The sequence below is a fragment of the Kitasatospora sp. NPDC089509 genome, from assembly GCF_044749365.1.
Lineage (GTDB): Bacteria > Actinomycetota > Actinomycetes > Streptomycetales > Streptomycetaceae > Kitasatospora.
In genome coordinates, this window is the sequence record NZ_JBIVHS010000008.1 from 242,457 (window position 1) to 259,397 (window position 16,941).

Annotated in this window: 14 protein-coding genes; 5 read left to right on the forward strand and 9 right to left on the reverse strand. The window is 72.6% G+C overall.

Going from position 1 to position 16,941, the window contains the following annotated elements; genetic code table 11:
* Positions 1–161 precede the first annotated feature (161 nt).
* The 6 genes from ACIP4P_RS19770 to ACIP4P_RS19795 all read right to left on the reverse strand — a co-directional run bounded on the left by ACIP4P_RS19770 (position 162) and on the right by ACIP4P_RS19795 (position 5,432).
* Entirely contained in the window at positions 162–482 is a 321-nt protein-coding gene (locus ACIP4P_RS19770) for a multidrug efflux SMR transporter (protein WP_350511625.1), read from the reverse strand.
* 7 nt (positions 483–489) lie between these two features.
* Positions 490–1,194 carry an HAD family hydrolase gene (locus ACIP4P_RS19775; RefSeq protein ID WP_400920127.1) on the reverse strand — a complete coding sequence of 235 codons (705 nt, stop codon included), beginning with the start codon at positions 1,192–1,194 and terminating at the stop codon, positions 490–492.
* Between the two features lie 83 nt (positions 1,195–1,277).
* A complete protein-coding gene (locus ACIP4P_RS19780; RefSeq protein ID WP_350511623.1) occupies positions 1,278–2,363 on the reverse strand; it encodes an ABC transporter ATP-binding protein in 1,086 nt (361 codons plus the stop codon).
* Between the two features lie 94 nt (positions 2,364–2,457).
* The gene (locus ACIP4P_RS19785) at positions 2,458–3,267 is read right to left on the reverse strand and encodes an ABC transporter permease (protein WP_400920303.1); all 810 of its coding nucleotides are present in this window, start codon (positions 3,265–3,267) and stop codon (positions 2,458–2,460) included.
* Positions 3,267–4,259 (reverse strand): ABC transporter permease, encoded by a 993-nt coding sequence (locus ACIP4P_RS19790; protein WP_400920130.1) that lies wholly within the window; start codon positions 4,257–4,259, stop codon positions 3,267–3,269. The genes ACIP4P_RS19785 and ACIP4P_RS19790 overlap by 1 nt, the downstream gene beginning before the upstream one ends.
* A 6-nt stretch (positions 4,260–4,265) precedes the next feature.
* The gene (locus tag ACIP4P_RS19795; RefSeq protein WP_350511621.1) at positions 4,266–5,432 is read right to left on the reverse strand and encodes an ABC transporter substrate-binding protein; all 1,167 of its coding nucleotides are present in this window, start codon (positions 5,430–5,432) and stop codon (positions 4,266–4,268) included.
* Positions 5,433–5,818: 386 nt separating this feature from the next.
* Between ACIP4P_RS19795 and ACIP4P_RS19800 the strand changes: the two genes are divergently transcribed.
* Positions 5,819–6,598 carry a GntR family transcriptional regulator gene (locus ACIP4P_RS19800; protein ID WP_350511803.1) on the forward strand — a complete coding sequence of 260 codons (780 nt, stop codon included), beginning with the start codon at positions 5,819–5,821 and terminating at the stop codon, positions 6,596–6,598.
* 84 nt (positions 6,599–6,682) lie between these two features.
* Here the strand turns inward: ACIP4P_RS19800 and ACIP4P_RS19805 are convergent, their stop codons facing one another.
* Positions 6,683–8,281 carry a TauD/TfdA family dioxygenase gene (locus ACIP4P_RS19805; RefSeq protein ID WP_400920132.1) on the reverse strand — a complete coding sequence of 533 codons (1,599 nt, stop codon included), beginning with the start codon at positions 8,279–8,281 and terminating at the stop codon, positions 6,683–6,685.
* A 269-nt stretch (positions 8,282–8,550) separates the two neighbouring features.
* On the opposite strand from ACIP4P_RS19805, the gene ACIP4P_RS19810 reads away from it, so the two are divergent.
* On the forward strand, positions 8,551–10,191 hold the full coding sequence (locus ACIP4P_RS19810) for an APC family permease (protein ID WP_400920134.1): 1,641 nt from the start codon (positions 8,551–8,553) through the stop codon (positions 10,189–10,191).
* A gap of 105 nt (positions 10,192–10,296) precedes the next feature.
* Here ACIP4P_RS19810 and ACIP4P_RS19815 read toward each other — a convergent pair whose 3' ends face one another.
* A complete protein-coding gene (locus ACIP4P_RS19815) occupies positions 10,297–12,531 on the reverse strand; it encodes a transglycosylase domain-containing protein (RefSeq protein WP_400920136.1) in 2,235 nt (744 codons plus the stop codon).
* Between the two features lie 206 nt (positions 12,532–12,737).
* Positions 12,738–13,823 (reverse strand): pyridoxal-phosphate-dependent aminotransferase family protein, encoded by a 1,086-nt coding sequence (locus ACIP4P_RS19820; protein ID WP_400920138.1) that lies wholly within the window; start codon positions 13,821–13,823, stop codon positions 12,738–12,740.
* Positions 13,824–13,931: 108 nt separating this feature from the next.
* On the opposite strand from ACIP4P_RS19820, the gene ACIP4P_RS19825 reads away from it, so the two are divergent.
* The 3 genes from ACIP4P_RS19825 to ACIP4P_RS19835 all read left to right on the forward strand — a co-directional run bounded on the left by ACIP4P_RS19825 (position 13,932) and on the right by ACIP4P_RS19835 (position 16,926).
* Positions 13,932–15,023 (forward strand): amidohydrolase family protein, encoded by a 1,092-nt coding sequence (locus ACIP4P_RS19825; RefSeq protein ID WP_350511616.1) that lies wholly within the window; start codon positions 13,932–13,934, stop codon positions 15,021–15,023.
* A 104-nt stretch (positions 15,024–15,127) separates the two neighbouring features.
* Positions 15,128–15,805: a uracil-DNA glycosylase gene (locus ACIP4P_RS19830; RefSeq protein WP_350511615.1), complete on the forward strand. Its 678-nt coding sequence runs from the start codon at positions 15,128–15,130 to the stop codon at positions 15,803–15,805.
* 182 nt (positions 15,806–15,987) lie between these two features.
* A complete protein-coding gene (locus ACIP4P_RS19835; protein WP_400920141.1) occupies positions 15,988–16,926 on the forward strand; it encodes an SCO1860 family LAETG-anchored protein in 939 nt (312 codons plus the stop codon).
* The last annotated feature ends 15 nt before the right edge of the window (positions 16,927–16,941 follow it).

The window sequence follows — 16,941 nt, forward strand, 5'->3', positions numbered from 1 at the left end:
GGCCCGGGTCTGGGTCGGCGTGTCGGTAACACCGCCCCTCTTTTTTGCCGTGGGGGTTTTCCGGCCCCCGGGGGGGGGCGGGGCGGGGCCCCGGGGGGCGGGGGGGGGGGGGGGGGGGCCCGCCCCCCGCCCCGGTCCGGAGAACGGATGGTGAGGGGAGGTCAGTGACCACCCTTGAGGTTGAGCACGACCACCCCGACGATCACCAGCGCGAGCCCGACCCACTGCAGCCGCCCCAGCGACTCGCCGAAGGCGACCACGCCGATCCCGGCGACCGCCGCCGTCCCGGCGCCGGACCAGACTGCGTACGCGACCGAGACCGGGATGTGCTTGAGCGCCCGGCCGAGCAGGTAGAAGGACAGCGCGTAGCCGACCCCGACCGCGAGGCTGGGCCAGAGGCGGGTGAACCCCTCGGTGAGTTTGAGGCAGCTGGTGGCGCAGACCTCGCTCAGGATGGCGAGGGTGAGCAGAACGTAGGGCATGTCGCTGTCAAACGGCCGGGGCGGCGCTGAGCTTCCCCAGCAGCGCGAGGTCGACCAGTTCCAGGCTGTCCAGCAGGGTGATCCGCTCGCCGTCCGGGATCGGGACGGCGGTGGACGGCACCGCGAGCACCGCGCAGCCGGCCGCGGCGGCGGAGGCGACGCCGGTCGGGGTGTCCTCGACGGCGACGCAGGCGGCCGGGTCCAGGCCGAGCCGCTCGGCGGCGGCCAGGTACGGGTCCGGCGCGGGCTTGGTGCGCGGGGTGTCCTCGGCGGCCATGGTGACGGCGAACCAGTCGCGGCCGATGGCGGAGAGGACGAGGTCCACCACCAGGCGCGGGGAGGCGGAGACCAGTGCGGTGGGCACCCGGGCCTCCCGCAGGGCGGCCAGCAGGGCCAGCGCGCCGGGGCGCGGCACCGTCTCGGCGGCGACCTTGGCGGCGAAGGACTCGCCGAGCACCAGGGCGAGTTCGGCCTCGGTGCGGTCGGTGCCGCTGACCCGGTGCAGGTGGGCGGCGGTGTGCTCGACGGCCTGGCCGAGCACCTCGGGGGCGTCCTGGTCGGTGAGCGGGCGGTCCAGCTCCTCGGCGAGCTCGGCGGCGGCCTGCCACCAGAGCTGCTCGGTGTCGACCAGGGTGCCGTCCATGTCGAAGAGGACGGCGGCGGGCGGGGCGGGGACGGACGGAACGGGGGCGGACGGAACGGATTCAGGCATGGCGGTACCTTCGGGTGTTCTTCAGAGGGTGCAGTGGCGGTACGAGGATCTCAGCGGGTGCCGGGCCCCCGGACGGCGGGGGTTCAGACGGTGCGGCGGTCCACCAGGACCGGGCGCTCGGGCAGCGTGAGCTCGGCGCGCGAGCCGGCCGGCAGGGCGGCGGCGGCCTCGGTGGGCAGGTCGGCCTTGACCTCGGTGCCGTCGGCCAGTCGGACGGTGAGCCGGCTGACGGCGCCCAGGAAGGACGCGGTGACCACCTGGGCCGGGCCGTCCGCGGCCGGGGTGAGGAGGACGTTCTCCGGGCGGACCAGCACCTGCAGCTCGCCGTCGGCCGGGATCTCGCCGTCCACCGCGTGCCGGCGGCCGAGCACCTCGACGCCGTCCGAGGTGCGGGTGCACGGGATGCGGCTCATGGTGCCGACGAACTCGGCGACGAAGGCGGTGGCGGGCCGACCGTACAGCTCGGACGGGGTGGCGCACTGCTCCAGCTTCCCGGCCCGCAGCACCGCGACCCGGTCGGCCATGGACAGCGCCTCCTCCTGGTCGTGGGTGACGAACAGGGTGGTGATGCCCAGCTCCTGCTGGAGGCGGCGGATCTCCTCGCGCAGCTGGAGGCGGACCTTGGCGTCCAGCGCGGACAGCGGCTCGTCCAGCAGCAGCACGCGCGGCTGGAGGGCGAGTGCGCGGGCCAGCGCGATGCGCTGCTGCTGGCCGCCGGACATCTGGTGCGGGTAGTGCTCGGCGCGGTGCGGCAGGCCGACCAGCTCCAGCAGCTCCCCGGCGCGCTTGCGGCGCTCGGCCTTGCCGGTGCCGCGCATCCGCAGCCCGAAGGCGACGTTGTCCAGCGCGGTCAGGTGCGGGAAGAGGCTGTACGACTGGAACACCATGCCCGCGTCGCGCTTGTGCGCCGGGATCGAGGTGATGTCCCGGCCGTCGACCAGCACCTCGCCGGAGTCGTGCTGCTCGAAGCCGGCCAGGATGCGCAGCGCGGTGGTCTTGCCGCAGCCGGACGGGCCGAGCAGGGCGAGCAGTTCGCCCGGGTTGACGGTCAGGTCCAGGCCGTCGAGGGCGGTGGTGGCGCCGAACGCGCGGCGCAGCGAGCGGAACTCGACGGTGGCGCTGCCGGGGGCGGTCGAGACGCCGTCGGCGAGGGCGGTGGCCGTGGTCATGACTGGTGACTCCTGGAGAACAAGGGGGTTTCGGATCAGGACCGGGCGGCCGGGCCGCCCTCGGTCGGGGCCGGGCGGCGGTGCCGCCGCCGGGTCAGGACCGGGCGGCCTTGCGGCCCCGGCCGACGGCGGACATCAGCAGCAGGACGAGCCAGACGATCAGCAGGCTGAGCATCGACACCGCGACGGACATCTGGCCGTCGCTCTTGCCGTTGGAGTTGATCCACACCGAGAAGGGGGTGAAGCCGAGGATGGACGCGGTGGTGAACTCGCCGAGCACCAGGGCGACGGTGAGCACGGCGGCGTTCAGCAGCGAGCTGCGCAGGTTCGGCAGGACGACGGTGAACACCGCGCGCAGCCAGCCGGCGCCGCAGTTGCGGGCGGCCTCGACCAGGGTGGCCACGTCCACGCCGCGCAGTCCGGCGTCGATGGCCCGGTAGGCGAACGGCAGTGCCATCAGCACGTACGCGATGATCAGGACGATCGGGAAGGCCGGGTCCTGGATGGCCACGATGGTCTGGAACAGCGGGGTGTCCTGGAGGTAGTCCGGGCCCCAGCGCAGCACCCCGATGATGCCGGTGGTGAGCGCGACGACCGGGACGACCAGCGGCATCGAGCACATGATCTCGATCACCGGGCGCAGCTTGGGCGCGCCGAGCCGGGCGGCGAGCACCGCCGGGACCAGCAGGAGCAGCAGCACCACCACGGTGACGGCGGCCAGTTCGAGGCTGAGCACCAGGCTGTCGGTGAAGCCGGGGGCGCTCACCAGCTGGGTGTAGGCCCGGAAGGTGGTGCCGCCCTTGTTGTCGTCGATGCTGAACCACAGCGAGGCGGCCATCGGCACCGCGAAGTAGATCCCGCAGATCAGCAGGACCAGCCCGCGGCCGAAACGGATGCGATTGATCAGGCGAGCCACTTGGCACTCCGGCGCTGAAGGGGCAGGTACACGGCCATCACCAGGCAGGCGACCACGATCATGTCGAGGCCGAGGGCGAGGGCGAGGTTGCCCTGGCCGACCAGGACGTTGCCGGACAGCGCGTCGCCGATCTGCATCGAGATCAGCGGCACCGAACTGCCCACCATGGCCTCGGCGGTGGCGTAGGCGGCGAAGGAGGCGCCGAACAGCAGCACGAAGCCGCCGAGCAGCGAGGGCAGCAGCACCGGCAGCGCCACGTGCCGCCAGTACTGGAGGCCGGTGGCGCCGTTGTTGGACGCCGCCTCGCGCCACTGGGTCTTGAGGCCCTCCAGGGCCGGGGTGATGGTGATGACCATCAGCGGGACCAGGAAGTACAGGTAGACCACCGACAGGCCGGTGAAGGTGTAGAGGTTCCAGCCGTGCTTGGTCAGGCCGAACTTCTTGGTCACCTCGCCCGCGTTGCCGAGGGTGGCGACGAACATGAAGGCCAGCGGCACGCCGCCGAAGTTGGCCAGCACGCCGGAGGCGGACATCACGGCCTCGCGGAACGCCCGGAAGCGGGAGGTCGCCACGGCCTGGGCCAGCGGCAGGCCGACCACGGCGGCGATCAGCGCGGTCAGCAGGGAGAGCTTCACGCTGCCCCACAGGGCCGTCCAGTAGGCGCCCTGGAGCGAGCCGGTGAGGTTGTCGGTGGTGAAGGTCCCACCGCCGTCGGGGGCGTCGGTGGAGGTGGTGAACGCGCCGATGGCGATGGCGACGGCCGGCAGGCCGAAGCCGATCAGGAAGAACAGGATCAGCGGGAGGGCGGCGAGCCAGGCGCGGCTGCCGCGGGCCCGGCGCCCGGCCGGGCGGGGGGCCTTGGCCGCGGCGGTCTCGACGGCCGTGACGATGGTGGGGGAGGTGGTTGCGGGGCCGGGGGCGCCCCCGCCGCTCTGGGCGGCGGAGGCGTTGGCCGGCACCGGGGTGGGAGCCGTGGTCATCTCAGGTCAGCCCGCGATCGCCTTGGCCCAGTTCTCGGTCACGGTCTTCTTGGCCGCGTCCGTCTGGTCCTGGGTCGGGAAGGTGGTGAAGGGCTTGTCGACGACCGGCAGCTTGGCGGCGGCGGTGGCGTCGAGGGTGCCGGCGGCCTTCATGGCGTCGAACAGGGCGGGGGTGGCGTAGCCGCCGAGGAAGCCGTTCTGGCCCTGGGCGCTGTAGAGGTACTCCTCCCACAGGCGCGCGGCGGCCGGGTGCGGGGCGTCCTTGTTGATCGCCTGGTTGTAGTACTGGGCGTAGGAGCCGTCCGAGGGGATGGCCACCTGCCAGTCGATGCCCTTGTCCTTGAACTTGTCGCTGTAGCCGGCGTTCAGGTACGACCAGTCGATCGAGATCGGGGTCTCGCCCTTCTCGATGGTCGCCGGGGTGACCTCGACCGGGTTGAAGTTGCCGGCCTGCTTGACCTTGCCGAAGAAGTCGATGCCGGGCTGGATGTTGTCCAGCGAGCCGCCGTTGGCGAGCGCGGCCGCGTACACGGCGCCGAAGGCGGCACCGGCCTTGGTCGGGTTGCCGTTCAGGGCGACCATGCCCTTGTAGTCGGGCTTCAGCAGGTCGGCGAAGGTCTTCGGGCAGACGGACACCTTCTTGGCGTCGCAGCCGATCGACATGTAGCCGCCGTAGTCGTTGTAGCTCAGGCCGTTGGCGTCCTTCATGGTGGCCGGGATCTTGTCGAAGTCGGCGACCTTGTAGGGGGCCAGCAGGCCCTGCTTGCCGGCGCTGATCGCGAAGGCCGAGCCGAGGTCGACGACGTCGGGGGCGCGGTCCTGGCCCTTGCGGGAGGTGATCGCGTTGATCTCGTCCTGGCTGGCGCCGTCCGGGTTCTCGTCCTCGATGTCGATGCCGTACTTCGCCTTGAAGTCGTCCATCAGCTTGCCGTAGTTCGCCCAGTCGCGCGGCAGCGTGATGACGTGCAGCTTGCCCTCCTTCTTGGCGGCGGCGACCAGGCCGTCCATCCCGCCGAAGTCGGCGACCGAGGTGGCGGTCTTGGCGTTCTTGGCGCCCGAGGCGTCGTTCGACTTCGCGGAGGTGGAGCCGGCGGAACCGCAGGCGGTGAGCGACAGCGCGGCGGCGGTCAGGACGGCCGCGAAGGCGGCGGAACGGGCACGGTGCACGGACACGGGTCAGTCTCCTGATCGGGTGTACTGCGAGGGGGGTGCTGCACGGGAGTGGTGTCGGATCTGATCGGGGGATCGATCGTGCGAGTGGCCGTGGCGTGGATCCGTCCGGCGTCCGTCAAGGGTCCTTGTCGCCTTCGTCCGGTATCCGTTCGGAACCGTCCGAGTTGACTAGCCAACTTCGCTGACGGAGGTAAGTAACCCGGAGTTCGGTGACGGGAAGGTGAACGGACGGCCCAGAACCGGGGTCGGCTGCGGGAACGGTGGAATCCGGCCATCGGAGCGTGATCCGTTCGGTGCGATGCTCGAACTGCGCAGCGGGATAAGGTCGGGCTGTCCGCGCCGGTACGGCTGCGCAGGACACCGCCCCAGGAGGGACATTGACTGACGTGGCAGTGGAGCCCGGGCGCCCCGTGGAGCGCGAGACCGGAGCTCTGTACCGCAAGGTGGCCGCCGATCTGCGCGAGGCCATCACCACCGGCGCGTACGGCGAGGCGGGCCGACTGCCCGCCGAGGGTGCGCTGGCCGAGCAGTACGGGGTCTCCCGCGGCACCGTCCGGCAGGCGCTCGCGGTGCTGCGCTCGGACGGGCTGGTCACCTCCCGCCGCGGCACCCGGCGGGTGGTGCTCGGCGGGGCCCGGGTGCAGAGCTTCTCCGAACTGCTCAGCTTCACGCACTGGGCGTACTCGATGGGCGAGGAGCCCGGCGGCATCCTGGACTCCCTGGTGCGCCGCCCGGCCGACGCCGCCGAGCGCGAGCAACTGCGTCTGGAGCCGGGCGCCGAGGTGTACGTCACCGTCCGGCTGCGGACGCTGTCCGGCACGCCGGTGATGGTCGAGCGCACCGTCTACCCGCCCCGGGTCGGCGAGATCGTCGCCGAGCTGCCGCCGGACGTGGTCTCGCACACCGAGGTGCTGCGCGAGCACGGCATCCTGTTCACCGACGCCGACCACACCATCGACATCGTCGCCGCCAACGGGGAGGACGCCCGGCTGCTCGGCTGCCGCCGGGGCGGGCCGCTGCTGCGCGAGCGGCGGCGGACGACCGACCCGACCGGCACCCCGGTGGAGTGGTCCCAGGACCGTTACCTGCCCGGGACGGTGGCCTTCAGCGTGCACAACTCGCTGGCCACGTCGGCGCTTTCGCGGCACGCCCGGGAGCTGGACTGAACTCCCGGGCGCGGCGGTGCGATTGGGGCCGGCGCGTGACGTCCGGCGCGTGACGTTCGGCGCGTGACGTTCGGCGCGTGACGTTCAGCGCATGAGCGAGGCGAGCAGCGGGCGGTAGTGGTCGAAGCCCGGCGTCCCGGCGCCGGCCTCCTTGGCCTGATCGTCCCAGCGGCGGACGGCCACCGCGTCGACGGCGCCCGGGAGTTCGGCGAAGGCGGCGGCCTCCCGTCCGTCCATCGGGCCGCCCTGGACCTGGAGGGTGTACTCGGAGGCCTCGGAGAGCTTGGCGCGGTAGTCGGGCTCGACGGCGCACAGGTAGCGCTTGGCGGCCACGTGCAGCCGCACCGGCTCGGTGACCTCCGGGCCGAACCAGCGGGCCAGCCGGTCGGCGCCGGTGTGGCTGTGCCGATTGTCCTGGCCCTCCATCAGATCCCGTCCGTGCGTGGACTCCTGGCCGTGCTCGTCGAAGAAGTGGCCGACGTCGTGCAGCAGGGCGGCGGCGACCAGGTGGCCCGGGGCGTTCGCCGCCTCGGCGGCCGCGGCGGCCTGCAGCATGTGCTCGGCCATGGTGACCGCCTCGCCCAGGTACTCCCCGGCGCCCTGGCCCGCGAACAGCCCGGCCAGCTCGTCCAGGGCGGCGGTGCGGCGGTGCAGCACGGCGAGGGTGCCGGCCAGCGAGTCGAGGTCCGCGTAGCAGCCCTGGAGGTGCCGGTGGCCGTCCTGCTGGAACGCCGTACGGGCGTGCATCAGCCGGGTGTTGTCGAAGATCAGGCAGTCGCCGGGGCCGAGCCGGAAGGTGAGCTGGAGCTCGGGGCGCAGGGTGATCGCGGCGAAGCGGCGGTATGCGGCGTAGAAGGCCGTCAGCTCGTCCGCGCCCGCGCGCAGGGTGCCGATCGAGCGGTTGTTGAAGCGCACCTCGCGGATCCGGCCGAGCGGGTCCACGTCGATCAGCGGGCGGTCGGCGCGCAGTTCGGTGCGGCGGTCGCGGAAGACGAAGGGGACGGGCGTGCGGGTGAGGGTGGCGAAGGCCTCGGGGGCCTCGTCCCGGAGGACCGCCGCCGCCGTGAAGCCGTCCACCAGGCCGGAGTCGCCGCCGGTGGCCGAGTTCTCCAGGCAGTGCAGCAGCTGGAGGGTGGGCACCGGGTCGCGGTACGGGTTGTCGGTGTGCGGGGCGATGGCGACGCTGGTGAAGGCCAGGTTGTTGGGGTCGGGCTCGACCCGGACGTCGAACAGCTCGCCGTAGTTGGTGACCCGCACGTAGCCGAAGCTCTCGGCCACCCGCAGCACCTGGCGCTCCACCGTCGGCACCCCGCGCAGCAGGGCGAAGCCGCTGCGGCGGACGGCGGCGAGGACGGCGGCCTGCTCGGCGGGGTCGGTGAGGTACGCCTCCCAGTCGGCCTCGGGGAGGCCGCGGGCGAAGTCGGCGGCGGTCCACAGCCGCTTGTCCCGCTCGGTGCGGCCGTCGCCGTCGGCCTCCTCGGCGAGCCAGGCGAGCGGGTAGCGGGAGCGGTGCCCGTCCGACCAGAGCACCTCCAGGTTGCCGTCGATCTCCTTGCTCGCGGCGAGGGCGAGGTCCGCGGGCAGGTCGTCGATCTGGAACAGCTTCTGTCCGTTGCGCGGGTCCCGGCACTCGGCGCAGGGGCAGTTGTCGCGCAGCCAGTAGGGCGGCGGTTGCTCGGTCATGGGTGTCCTCCTCGGCTGGCCTTTCGGGGTGAAGTTGTATAGCCAACTTCATCCGCTTGGCCGGAGCTTGCCTGCCTTCGGTGAGGAGCGCGTGCCGGGCGGGTGAACGCCACGGGAACTGTGTCGGGAGGTGTCGGCCGAAAGCGGTCACGCGGGCGTCCGGCCGTTCGGGTGAGTGCGCAGGTCGGGGGGTGTGTTCGGGGGAGGGGGCGAAGGGGGCTGCGGCACTGTCGGGGTGGATTTCCCCCCCGACGCGAGAGGTGGCCGCGATGGCGCACAGGACGGACCCGGGACCGGCGGCCGAGGGGCACACCGGGCTCAGGCGCGAGGTGGGGGTCGCCGGGCTGCTGTGGGCCTCGGTGGGGGCGATCATCGGGTCGGGGTGGCTGTTCGGGGCGCAGAAGGCGGCGGTCGCGGCGGGGCCCGCGGCGATGCTGTCCTGGGGGATCGGGGCGGTGGCGATCGTCCTGTTGGCGTTGATCCACGCCGAGTTGGGCGGACTGTTCCCGGTCGCGGGCGGGACAGCGCGCTACCCGCACTACGCCTTCGGCGGGTTCGCGGGGATGTCCTTCGGCTGGTTCACCTGGCTGCAGGCGGCGACCATCGCGCCGATCGAGGTGCAGGCGATGATCAACTACGCCCAGCACTGGAGTTGGGCGGACGGCCTGCTGCACCGGAACCTGACGCTGACCGGCACCGGGTTCCTCGTCGCGGCCGCCCTGCTCGGGGTGTTCGTGGCGGTCAACTTCCTCGGCGTCCGGCTGCTCGCGCACACCAACAGCGCCGCCACCGTCTGGAAGGTGGCGATCCCGCTGCTGACCGTCTTCGTCCTCGGGCTCACCGAGTTCCACGGCTCCAACTTCAGCGTGCACGGCTTCGCGCCGGACGGTGCCAAGGGCGTGCTGGCGGCGATCAGCACCAGCGGGGTGATCTTCGCGCTGCTGGGCTTCGAACAGGCCATCCAGTGGGCGGGGGAGAGCCGCAACCCCGCCCGGGACATCCCCCGGGCGGTGCTCGGGTCGGTGGTGATCGGCACGATCGTCTACCTGGCGCTCCAGGTGGTCTTCATCGGCGCCCTGCCGCCCTCCACCTTCACCCACGGCTGGAGCACCCTGACCTACCCCGGGATCAGCGGCCCGTTCGCCGGCCTGGCGACCCTGATCGGCCTGGGCTGGCTGGCCACCGTCCTGTTCGTCGACGCGGTGATCTCGCCGGCCGGCACCGGCCTGGTGTACATCACCTCCAGTTCCCGGGTCACCTACGGCCTCAGCCGCAACGGCTACGCGCCGCGGGCCCTCCAGTACACCGACCGGCGCGCGGTGCCCTGGCTCGGCCTGCTGATCGCCTGGATCGCCGGGGTGCTCTGCTTCCTGCCGTTCCCGAGCTGGCAGCGGCTGGTCGGCTTCATCACCTCGGCGGTGGTGCTGATGTACGCGGGCGCCCCGCTGGCCTTCGGCGTGCTGCGCAAGCGGCTGCCGACGATGGAGCGTTCGTACCGTCTGCCCGGCGGCGCGGTGATCTCACCGGCCGCCTTCGCGGTGGCGAGCCTGGTCATCTACTGGTCCGGCTGGGACACCCTGTGGCGGCTGGGCCTGGCGATCCTGATCGGGTACCTGCTGCTCGGCGGGTACTCGGCCCACGCCGTGTCGAAGGGGGTGCCGAACGCGCCGCGGATGGACTTCCGGGCCGGGCAGTGGCTGCCGGTCTACCTGATCGGGATGGGGGTCGTCTCCTGGCAGGGCACCTTCGGCGTGGGCGCCCGGGGCAACCTGCCGCTGTGGTGGGACATCGCGGTGGTGGTGCTGTTCTCGCTGGTCGTCTACTACTGGGCGCTGGCGGCGGCGCTGCCGGCGGAGGAGATCGAGCGGAACATCCGCGGCGTCGAGGTGGTGGACCCGGGCGGGCACTGAACGGCCGCTTCCCGCACAGCACTTCGCCCCGCCGAGCGCAGCACTTCGCCCCGCCGAGCGCAGCACTTCGCCCCGCCGAGCGCAGCGCTCGGCGGGGCGGAGTCGTCAGTGCTGCTGGTCGGCCGGGGCGGTGGCCGGTGCGCCGGTCCCGGTGCCCGGGCTGGTGCCGGGGCTGGTGCCGGTTCCGGTGGTGCTCGGGTCGGGCTTGGTGACCGGGTCGGGGATGTCGGCCATCGGCAGGGACTGCTTGGACGTGCCCCGCAGGGCGTCGTTCATGGCGTCCCGCCAGATCGGGCCGGGGCCGTCGGCGCCGAACACCTCGGAGTGGTAGCGGCCGTTGATGGTGATGTTGCGCATCTCGACGCCGCCCGCCGGGCCGCCCAGCCAGACGGAGGTGGCGAGCTGCGGGGTGTAACCGCTGAACCAGGCGGCCTTCTTGTGGTCCGAGGTGCCGGTCTTGCCGGCGATCTGCCGGTTGCCCTCCAGGTTGAGCGCGGAGCCGGTGCCGTCCACGGTCACGCCGTTCAGGATGGTGTTGATCGCCTCCGCGGTGTCGTCGGAGAGCACCTTCTCGCAGTGGCCGGCCGGGACGGGCACGTCCTTGCCGTCCACGGTGGTGATCTTGTCGATGGCGAGGGTGTTGCAGTGGGTGCCCTCGGCGGCGAAGGTCGCGTAGACGTTCGCCATGGTGAGCGGGCTCATCTCCTCGACGCCCAGCGCCATCGCGGGAACCTCTTCGAGCGGCTTGCCGCTGGCCTTGGTGGTGATGCCGAGCTTGTTGGCCATCTGCTTCACCGCGCAGAGGCCGATCTCCTGCTCCATCTGCACGAAGTAGGTGTTGATCGAGCGCGCCATGGCCTCCTTGAGCTGGTAGGGGCCCTTCTCGTTCGGGGACTCGTTGGGCACCACCGTCTTGGGGCGGGCGTCATTGCGCCAAGTCCCGTCGCAGGTCTTCATGTTCGGGTACGGCATCGCGTTCGGTGCCTTGTACTCCTGGTTCGTCGGCAGGCCCGCCTCCAGGGCCGCGGCCGCGACGATCGGCTTGAACGTGGAGCCGGGCTGGAAGCCGGTGCCGCCGCCCATCGCGGCGTCGACGTTGAGGTTGACCACGGTCTGGTTCTTGGTCGCGTCCAGGCCGTAGGGGCGGGTCTGGGCCATGGCGAGGATCTTGCCGGTGCCGGGCTCGATCATGCTGGCGGCGGCCGAGACGGAGTCGGTGACCTTCACGTTGCTGCTCACCGCGTTCTGGGCGGCGGCCTGCTTGTCCGGGTCGAGGGTGGTGTAGATGTTCAGCCCGCCCTGGTCCCAGACCTTCTTGCGGTCCTCGCTGCTCTTGCCGAAGGCCGGGTCCTGCTTGACGACGTGGCGGACGTAGTCGCAGAAGAAGCCCAGGCCGGCCTTGGCGGTGATGCAGCCGTTCTGCGGGTCCTTGTACTTCAGACCCAGCGGGGCGGCCTTCGCCTCCTTCGCCTGGTCGGCGGTGATGTGCTTGTTCTCCAGCATCTTGTCGATGACGGTGTCCCGGCGCTTCTGGGCGGCGCTCGGGTGCAGCTTGGGGTCGTACTGGGACGGGTTCTGGACCAGTCCGGCCAGGGTGGCCGCCTCGGCGACGGTCAGGTCCTTGTTGCTCTTGCTGAAGTAGCGCTGGGACGCGGCCTCCACGCCGTAGGCGCCGTTCCCGTAGTAGGTGATGTTCAGGTAGTTGGTGAGGATCTGGTCCTTGGGCAGTTCCTCCTCCAGCTTGACGGCGATCTTCAGTTCCTGGATCTTGCGGCCCAGGGTCTTGCGCTGGGCCTCCTGGACGGCGTCCTTGTCGTCGCCGGCCTTCTCCACGTTGACGTTCTTCACGTACTGCTGGGTCAGCGTGGAGGCGCCCTGGGAGGTGGTGCCGCTCTCCGCGTTCTTGCCGAGTGCGCGGACGATGCCCTTGACGTCGACGGCGCCGTGCTCGTAGAACCGGGCGTCCTCGATGTCGACCTGGGCGTGCCGCATGAAGGGCGACATCTGGTCGGCCGGGATGACGGTGCGGTCGCGCTCGTAGACCTTCGCGATCAGCCCGCCCTTGGCGTCGAAGATCTGCGTCGCCTGGGTCAGCGGCGGGGTCTTGAAATCGTCGGGGATGTCGTCGAAGCCCTCCGCCGTGTCCTTGGCGGTCAACCCGATGCCGCCGGCGACCGGCAGGGCGAGGCCCGCCACCAGGACGCCGGACACCACGCTCACCCCGAGGAAGGTCGCGCCGAAGCGGACCAGCCGGAGCGGCGAGTTGCGGGACGGGCGGGAATCCGCGGTGTCGTCGGCGGAATTCCGTGTGGTCGATATAGGAGGGCGATTTGAGTCCACAACACTTTGATGTCGCGGGTGTGGAGAAAGGTTGCACGCGGAGTGCTCGGAGGGGCCGAAGTGGGCCTTATGGGGTCGGAGTTCCGTTTTGCGCGGCGCCCGGCCCGGGACAGCGCTCCGCCCCGCCGGGCGGTGGTCCGGCGGGGCGTCGTTCGGCGGGGTGTTGTCCGGTGGGGCGTTGTCCGGTGGGGTGAGGCGGTGGCGGACTACACCCCGGCGGTCGCGGTCCAGGCGGCCTCGGCGGCGGCCAGGGCCGGTACGGCGTCCGCCCCGGTCGCGCCGGCCAGGGCGGTCAGGCAGGCGCGGACGGTGTCCAGCGAGGCCGCCCGGCCGTAGTGGTTCACCCGGAGCATCTCGGCGGCCAGCGCCCCGCCGCCCGGCTGGACCGGCAGCGCCGGGTCGAGGCCGGCCGCGAGTTCGGCGGCGTGCAGGCCGGCCGCGGTGCGCAGGGTGGTGGCGACCGGGGCCGCGTGGGCGTCCTGGTGGACGAACGGGCTGAGCGTGCCGAGCGCCCGGGCACCGGCCCGGGTGGCGGCGGAGGCGGCGCGGTGGCGGGCGATCACGCTGGGCAGGCCGTCGGCGGCGATCCGGTCCAGGCAGGCGCCGAGCGCGAGCATCTCCAACTGGGCCGGGGCGTGCGGGAGTACGGCGCGGCCGGCGTCCGTCCAGCGCTCCTTCCAGTCGAGCAGCGACAGGTAGGAGCGGCGCGGCGCGGCCGGGTTGGCGGCGATCCGCTCCCAGGCGCGCTCGGAGACGGAGACGGCGGAGACCCCGGCCGGGCCGCCCATCGCCTTCTGGCCGCCGATGACGCACAGGTCGATGCCCCACTGGTCGGTGAGCAGCGGCTCGGCGGCGACCGAGGCGACCGCGTCGAGCATCAGCAGGGCGCCGTGCGCGCGCACCACGGCGGCGATCTCCGCGACCGGGTTGGTGTTGCCGGTGGCGGCCTCGGCGTGCACCAGGGAGACGAAGTCGATCTCCGGGTGGCGGGCGAGGGCCTCGGCGACCTGCTCGGCGCCGACCGCGCTGTCGAAGGGCACGGCCAGGTCGACCACCGTCGCGCCGCAGGAGCGCAGCCAGTTGCCGAAGGTCTGCCCGTACGGGCCGGTGACGATGTTGAGGGCGGTGGAGCCGGGGTGGGCGGCGCCGCGGATCGCGGCCTCCAGCGGGAGCAGCGCCTCGCCCTGGGTGACGATGACGTCGGCGTCGGTGTGCAGCAGCGCGGCCACCTGGTCCTCGATCGCCGCGAACCCGGCGGCGCTGAGCGGGGGGAGGTCGAGGAAGGGGCTCACGGTGCAGAACCTTTCGGGTGCGGGCCGGGTACGGATCGGTGGGTGCCGGAACGAGTGTGCCGCATTTTCACTGCTTACAGGTCACGGTCGCGTCGGTAGAGTGCGGCCATGAGCGATGGCGCGGTGCTGCACGTGCGGGGTCGGGTGCTGGTCGGTCCGGACGAGGTCCGGGACGAACTCTGGGTGGTGGACGGCACGGTGAGCTTCTCCCGCCCGCCGACCGCCGGGGACGTCCGGACGGTGACCGGCTGGGTGCTGCCCGGTCTGGTGGACGCGCACTGCCACGTCGGCCTGGACGCGCACGGCGCCGTGGACGCCGAGACCAGCGAGAAGCAGGCGCTCACCGACCGTGACGCCGGCACCCTGCTGATCCGCGACGCCGGTTCGGCCGCCGACACCCGCTGGATCGACGAGCGCGAGGACCTGCCCCGGATCATCCGGGCCGGGCGGCACATCGCCCGCACCCGCCGCTACATCCGCAACTACGCCCACGAGATCGAGCCCGGCGACCTCGCCGCGTACGTCCGGGCCGAGGCCCGGCGCGGCGACGGCTGGGTGAAGCTGGTCGGCGACTGGATCGACCGCGACCGCGGCGACCTCGCCGCCTGCTGGCCCGGCGACGCGCTGGCCGAGGCGATCGCGGCGGCGCACGAGGAGGGCGCGCGGGTCACCGCGCACTGCTTCGCCGCGGAGTCGCTGCCGGACCTGCTGGCGGCCGGCATCGACTGCGTCGAGCACGCCACCGGACTGACCGAGGAGCTGATCCCGGCCTTCGCCGAGCGCGGGGTGGCCATCGTCCCGACGCTGGTCAACATCGCCACCTTCCCGGACCTCGCGGCCGGCGGGGAGTCCAAGTTCCCGGCCTGGGCGGCGCACATGCGGCGGCTGCACGAGCGCCGGTACGACACCGTGGGGGCCGCGCACGACGCCGGGATCCCGGTGTTCGTCGGTACGGACGCGGGCGGCTCGCTCGCGCACGGGCTGGTCGCGGACGAGGTGGCGGAGCTGGTGAAGGCGGGGTTGAGCCCGGCGGAGGCGCTGTCGGCGGCGAGTTGGGGGGCGCGGGCCTGGCTCGGGCGGCCCGGGCTGGAGGAGGGTGCGCCGGCCGACTTCGTGGTGTACCGGGAGGACCCGCGGGCGGACGTCAGGGTGCTCGCGGACCCGTTGCTGGTGGTGCTGCGGGGGCGGCCGGTGGGGTGACGCCGGGGCGGCGCGGGGCTGGCGCGGGGGCGGTCGGCGGGGCGGCCGGTGGGGTGATCGTTTGCGGTGACGCTCTGTCGGTATGGGCCGATAGGGTGACGCCCATGGCACCGCGTCCACTGAATGAGATCGTCGAGCCCGGTTGGGCCACCGCCCTGGAGCCCGTCGCCGGGCAGATCGCCGCGATGGGCGACTTCCTGCGCGCCGAAATTGCGGCCGGCCGCACCTACCTGCCGTCCGGGCCGAACGTGCTGCGGGCGTTCCAGCAGCCGATCGCCGACGTCCGGGTCCTGATCGTCGGGCAGGACCCGTACCCGACCCCCGGCCACGCCGTCGGCCTGAGCTTCTCGGTGGCGCCCGAGGTCCGGCCGATCCCGGCGAGCCTGATCAACATCTTCCGGGAGTACGGCACCGACCTCGGTCTGCCGCAGCCGTCCAACGGCGACCTCACGCCCTGGACGCAGCAGGGCGTCCTGCTGCTGAACCGGGCGCTGACCACGCAGCCGCGCAACCCCCGGGCCCACAAGGGGAAGGGCTGGGAGGCGGTCACCGAGCAGGCGATCCGGGCGCTGGTGGCGCGCGGCGGCCCGATGGTGGCGATCCTCTGGGGCAGCGACGCCCGCAACCTGCGCCCGCTGCTGGGCACCATCCCGACGGTCGAGTCGGTGCACCCGAGCCCGATGTCGGCCGACCGCGGCTTCTTCGGTTCGCGGCCGTTCAGCCGGGCCAACGAGCTGCTGGTGCGGCAGGGGGCGCAGCCGGTGGACTGGCGGCTGCCGTAACGGAGTCGGGCTTGCCGTAGCAGAGTCACGTCAGGGCGGAACGCCAAACTCACCCCAACGGGTGAAATGACGTTCCGTGCTGCTCATGTGACAGATCGTTCGAGAAGACTGGCGGCTCACCATTTCATCTGTGTGGGGGTACCGCCTTGTCTTCTCGCCGAATCGTTTCCGCCGCTGCCGTCGTGGTGGCGAGTACCGCGCTCGCCGCCGGGCCCGTCCAGGCGGCGCCGGTGCCGGCCTCCGCGCCGACCGCGTCGCCGGGCAAGGCGCGCGCCGTGACCGCCGAAGTCGCCCTGGACGTCAAGCTGTTGAACAACTCCGTGGCCGTCCCGGTGGACATCGCGCTCAACAAGGTGGAGTCCCCGGCACAGCGCGACGGTTCCGTGCTGACCGCCAAGGTGGCGGGGGTCGACCAGGCCGCCCCGGTCGAACTGGTCAAGGCCGACATCGGCAAGTCCGTCACCCGGGTCGACGCCAAGGGCGCCGCCGCCTCCGTCAAGCTGGTCAACGCCGATGTGCACGCCCCCGGCCTGCCCGCCACCGCGCTGCTCGGCCTGGAGGCGATGAGCGCCGAGGCCACCTGCCCGGTCGACGGGCAGCCGACCGCGGACGTGGTCGCGCCCGCCAAGCTCACCGTGCTGGGCAAGCCCGTCACCGTCGGGCTCTACGGCCCGACCAAGGTGGACGTGCCGCTGGTCGGCAGCGTGTCGGTGGAGTTCTCCAAGAAGACCACCACCACGACCACCGCCGCCGCCTCGGCCCTGGAGGTGCAGGTGGAGGTGAACCCGCTGAACCTGAACGTCGCCAAGGTCACCGGAAAGATCACCGTCGCCTCGGTGAGCTGCGAGAAGCCCGTACCGTCCACCCCCACGGACAGCCCGAGCGCCGCGCCGACCGGCGCGCCCACCGCCCAGCCGGTGGTCGACACCAGCACCTCGCGGGCCGCGGTGCCCCAGGCGGCGGTGGAGAAGCCGACCGGGCAGCCGGAGCGGCTCGCCACCACCGGTGGCAGCAGCGCCACCGGCCCGCTCGCCGCCGGTGCGGCCGCCCTGGTCGCGGGCGGTGCGGCCGCCCTGTGGGCCACCCGGCGCCGCCGGTCCGCGCACGCCCGCCGCGGCTGACCGGCCGCGCCCCGG

Bases quoted from the DNA above. Each gene is read 5' to 3' on its own strand.
- ACIP4P_RS19770 (WP_350511625.1), bottom strand. From the start codon at position 482: ATGCCCTACGTTCTGCTCACCCTCGCCATCCTGAGCGAGGTCTGCGCC.
- ACIP4P_RS19775 (WP_400920127.1), bottom strand. From the start codon at position 1,194: ATGCCTGAATCCGTTCCGTCCGCCCCCGTTCCGTCCGTCCCCGCCCCG.
- ACIP4P_RS19780 (WP_350511623.1), bottom strand. From the start codon at position 2,363: ATGACCACGGCCACCGCCCTCGCCGACGGCGTCTCGACCGCCCCCGGC.
- ACIP4P_RS19790 (WP_400920130.1), bottom strand. From the start codon at position 4,259: ATGACCACGGCTCCCACCCCGGTGCCGGCCAACGCCTCCGCCGCCCAG.
- ACIP4P_RS19805 (WP_400920132.1), bottom strand. From the start codon at position 8,281: ATGACCGAGCAACCGCCGCCCTACTGGCTGCGCGACAACTGCCCCTGC.
- ACIP4P_RS19810 (WP_400920134.1), top strand. From the start codon at position 8,551: ATGGCGCACAGGACGGACCCGGGACCGGCGGCCGAGGGGCACACCGGG.
- ACIP4P_RS19825 (WP_350511616.1), top strand. From the start codon at position 13,932: ATGAGCGATGGCGCGGTGCTGCACGTGCGGGGTCGGGTGCTGGTCGGT.
- ACIP4P_RS19830 (WP_350511615.1), top strand. From the start codon at position 15,128: ATGGCACCGCGTCCACTGAATGAGATCGTCGAGCCCGGTTGGGCCACC.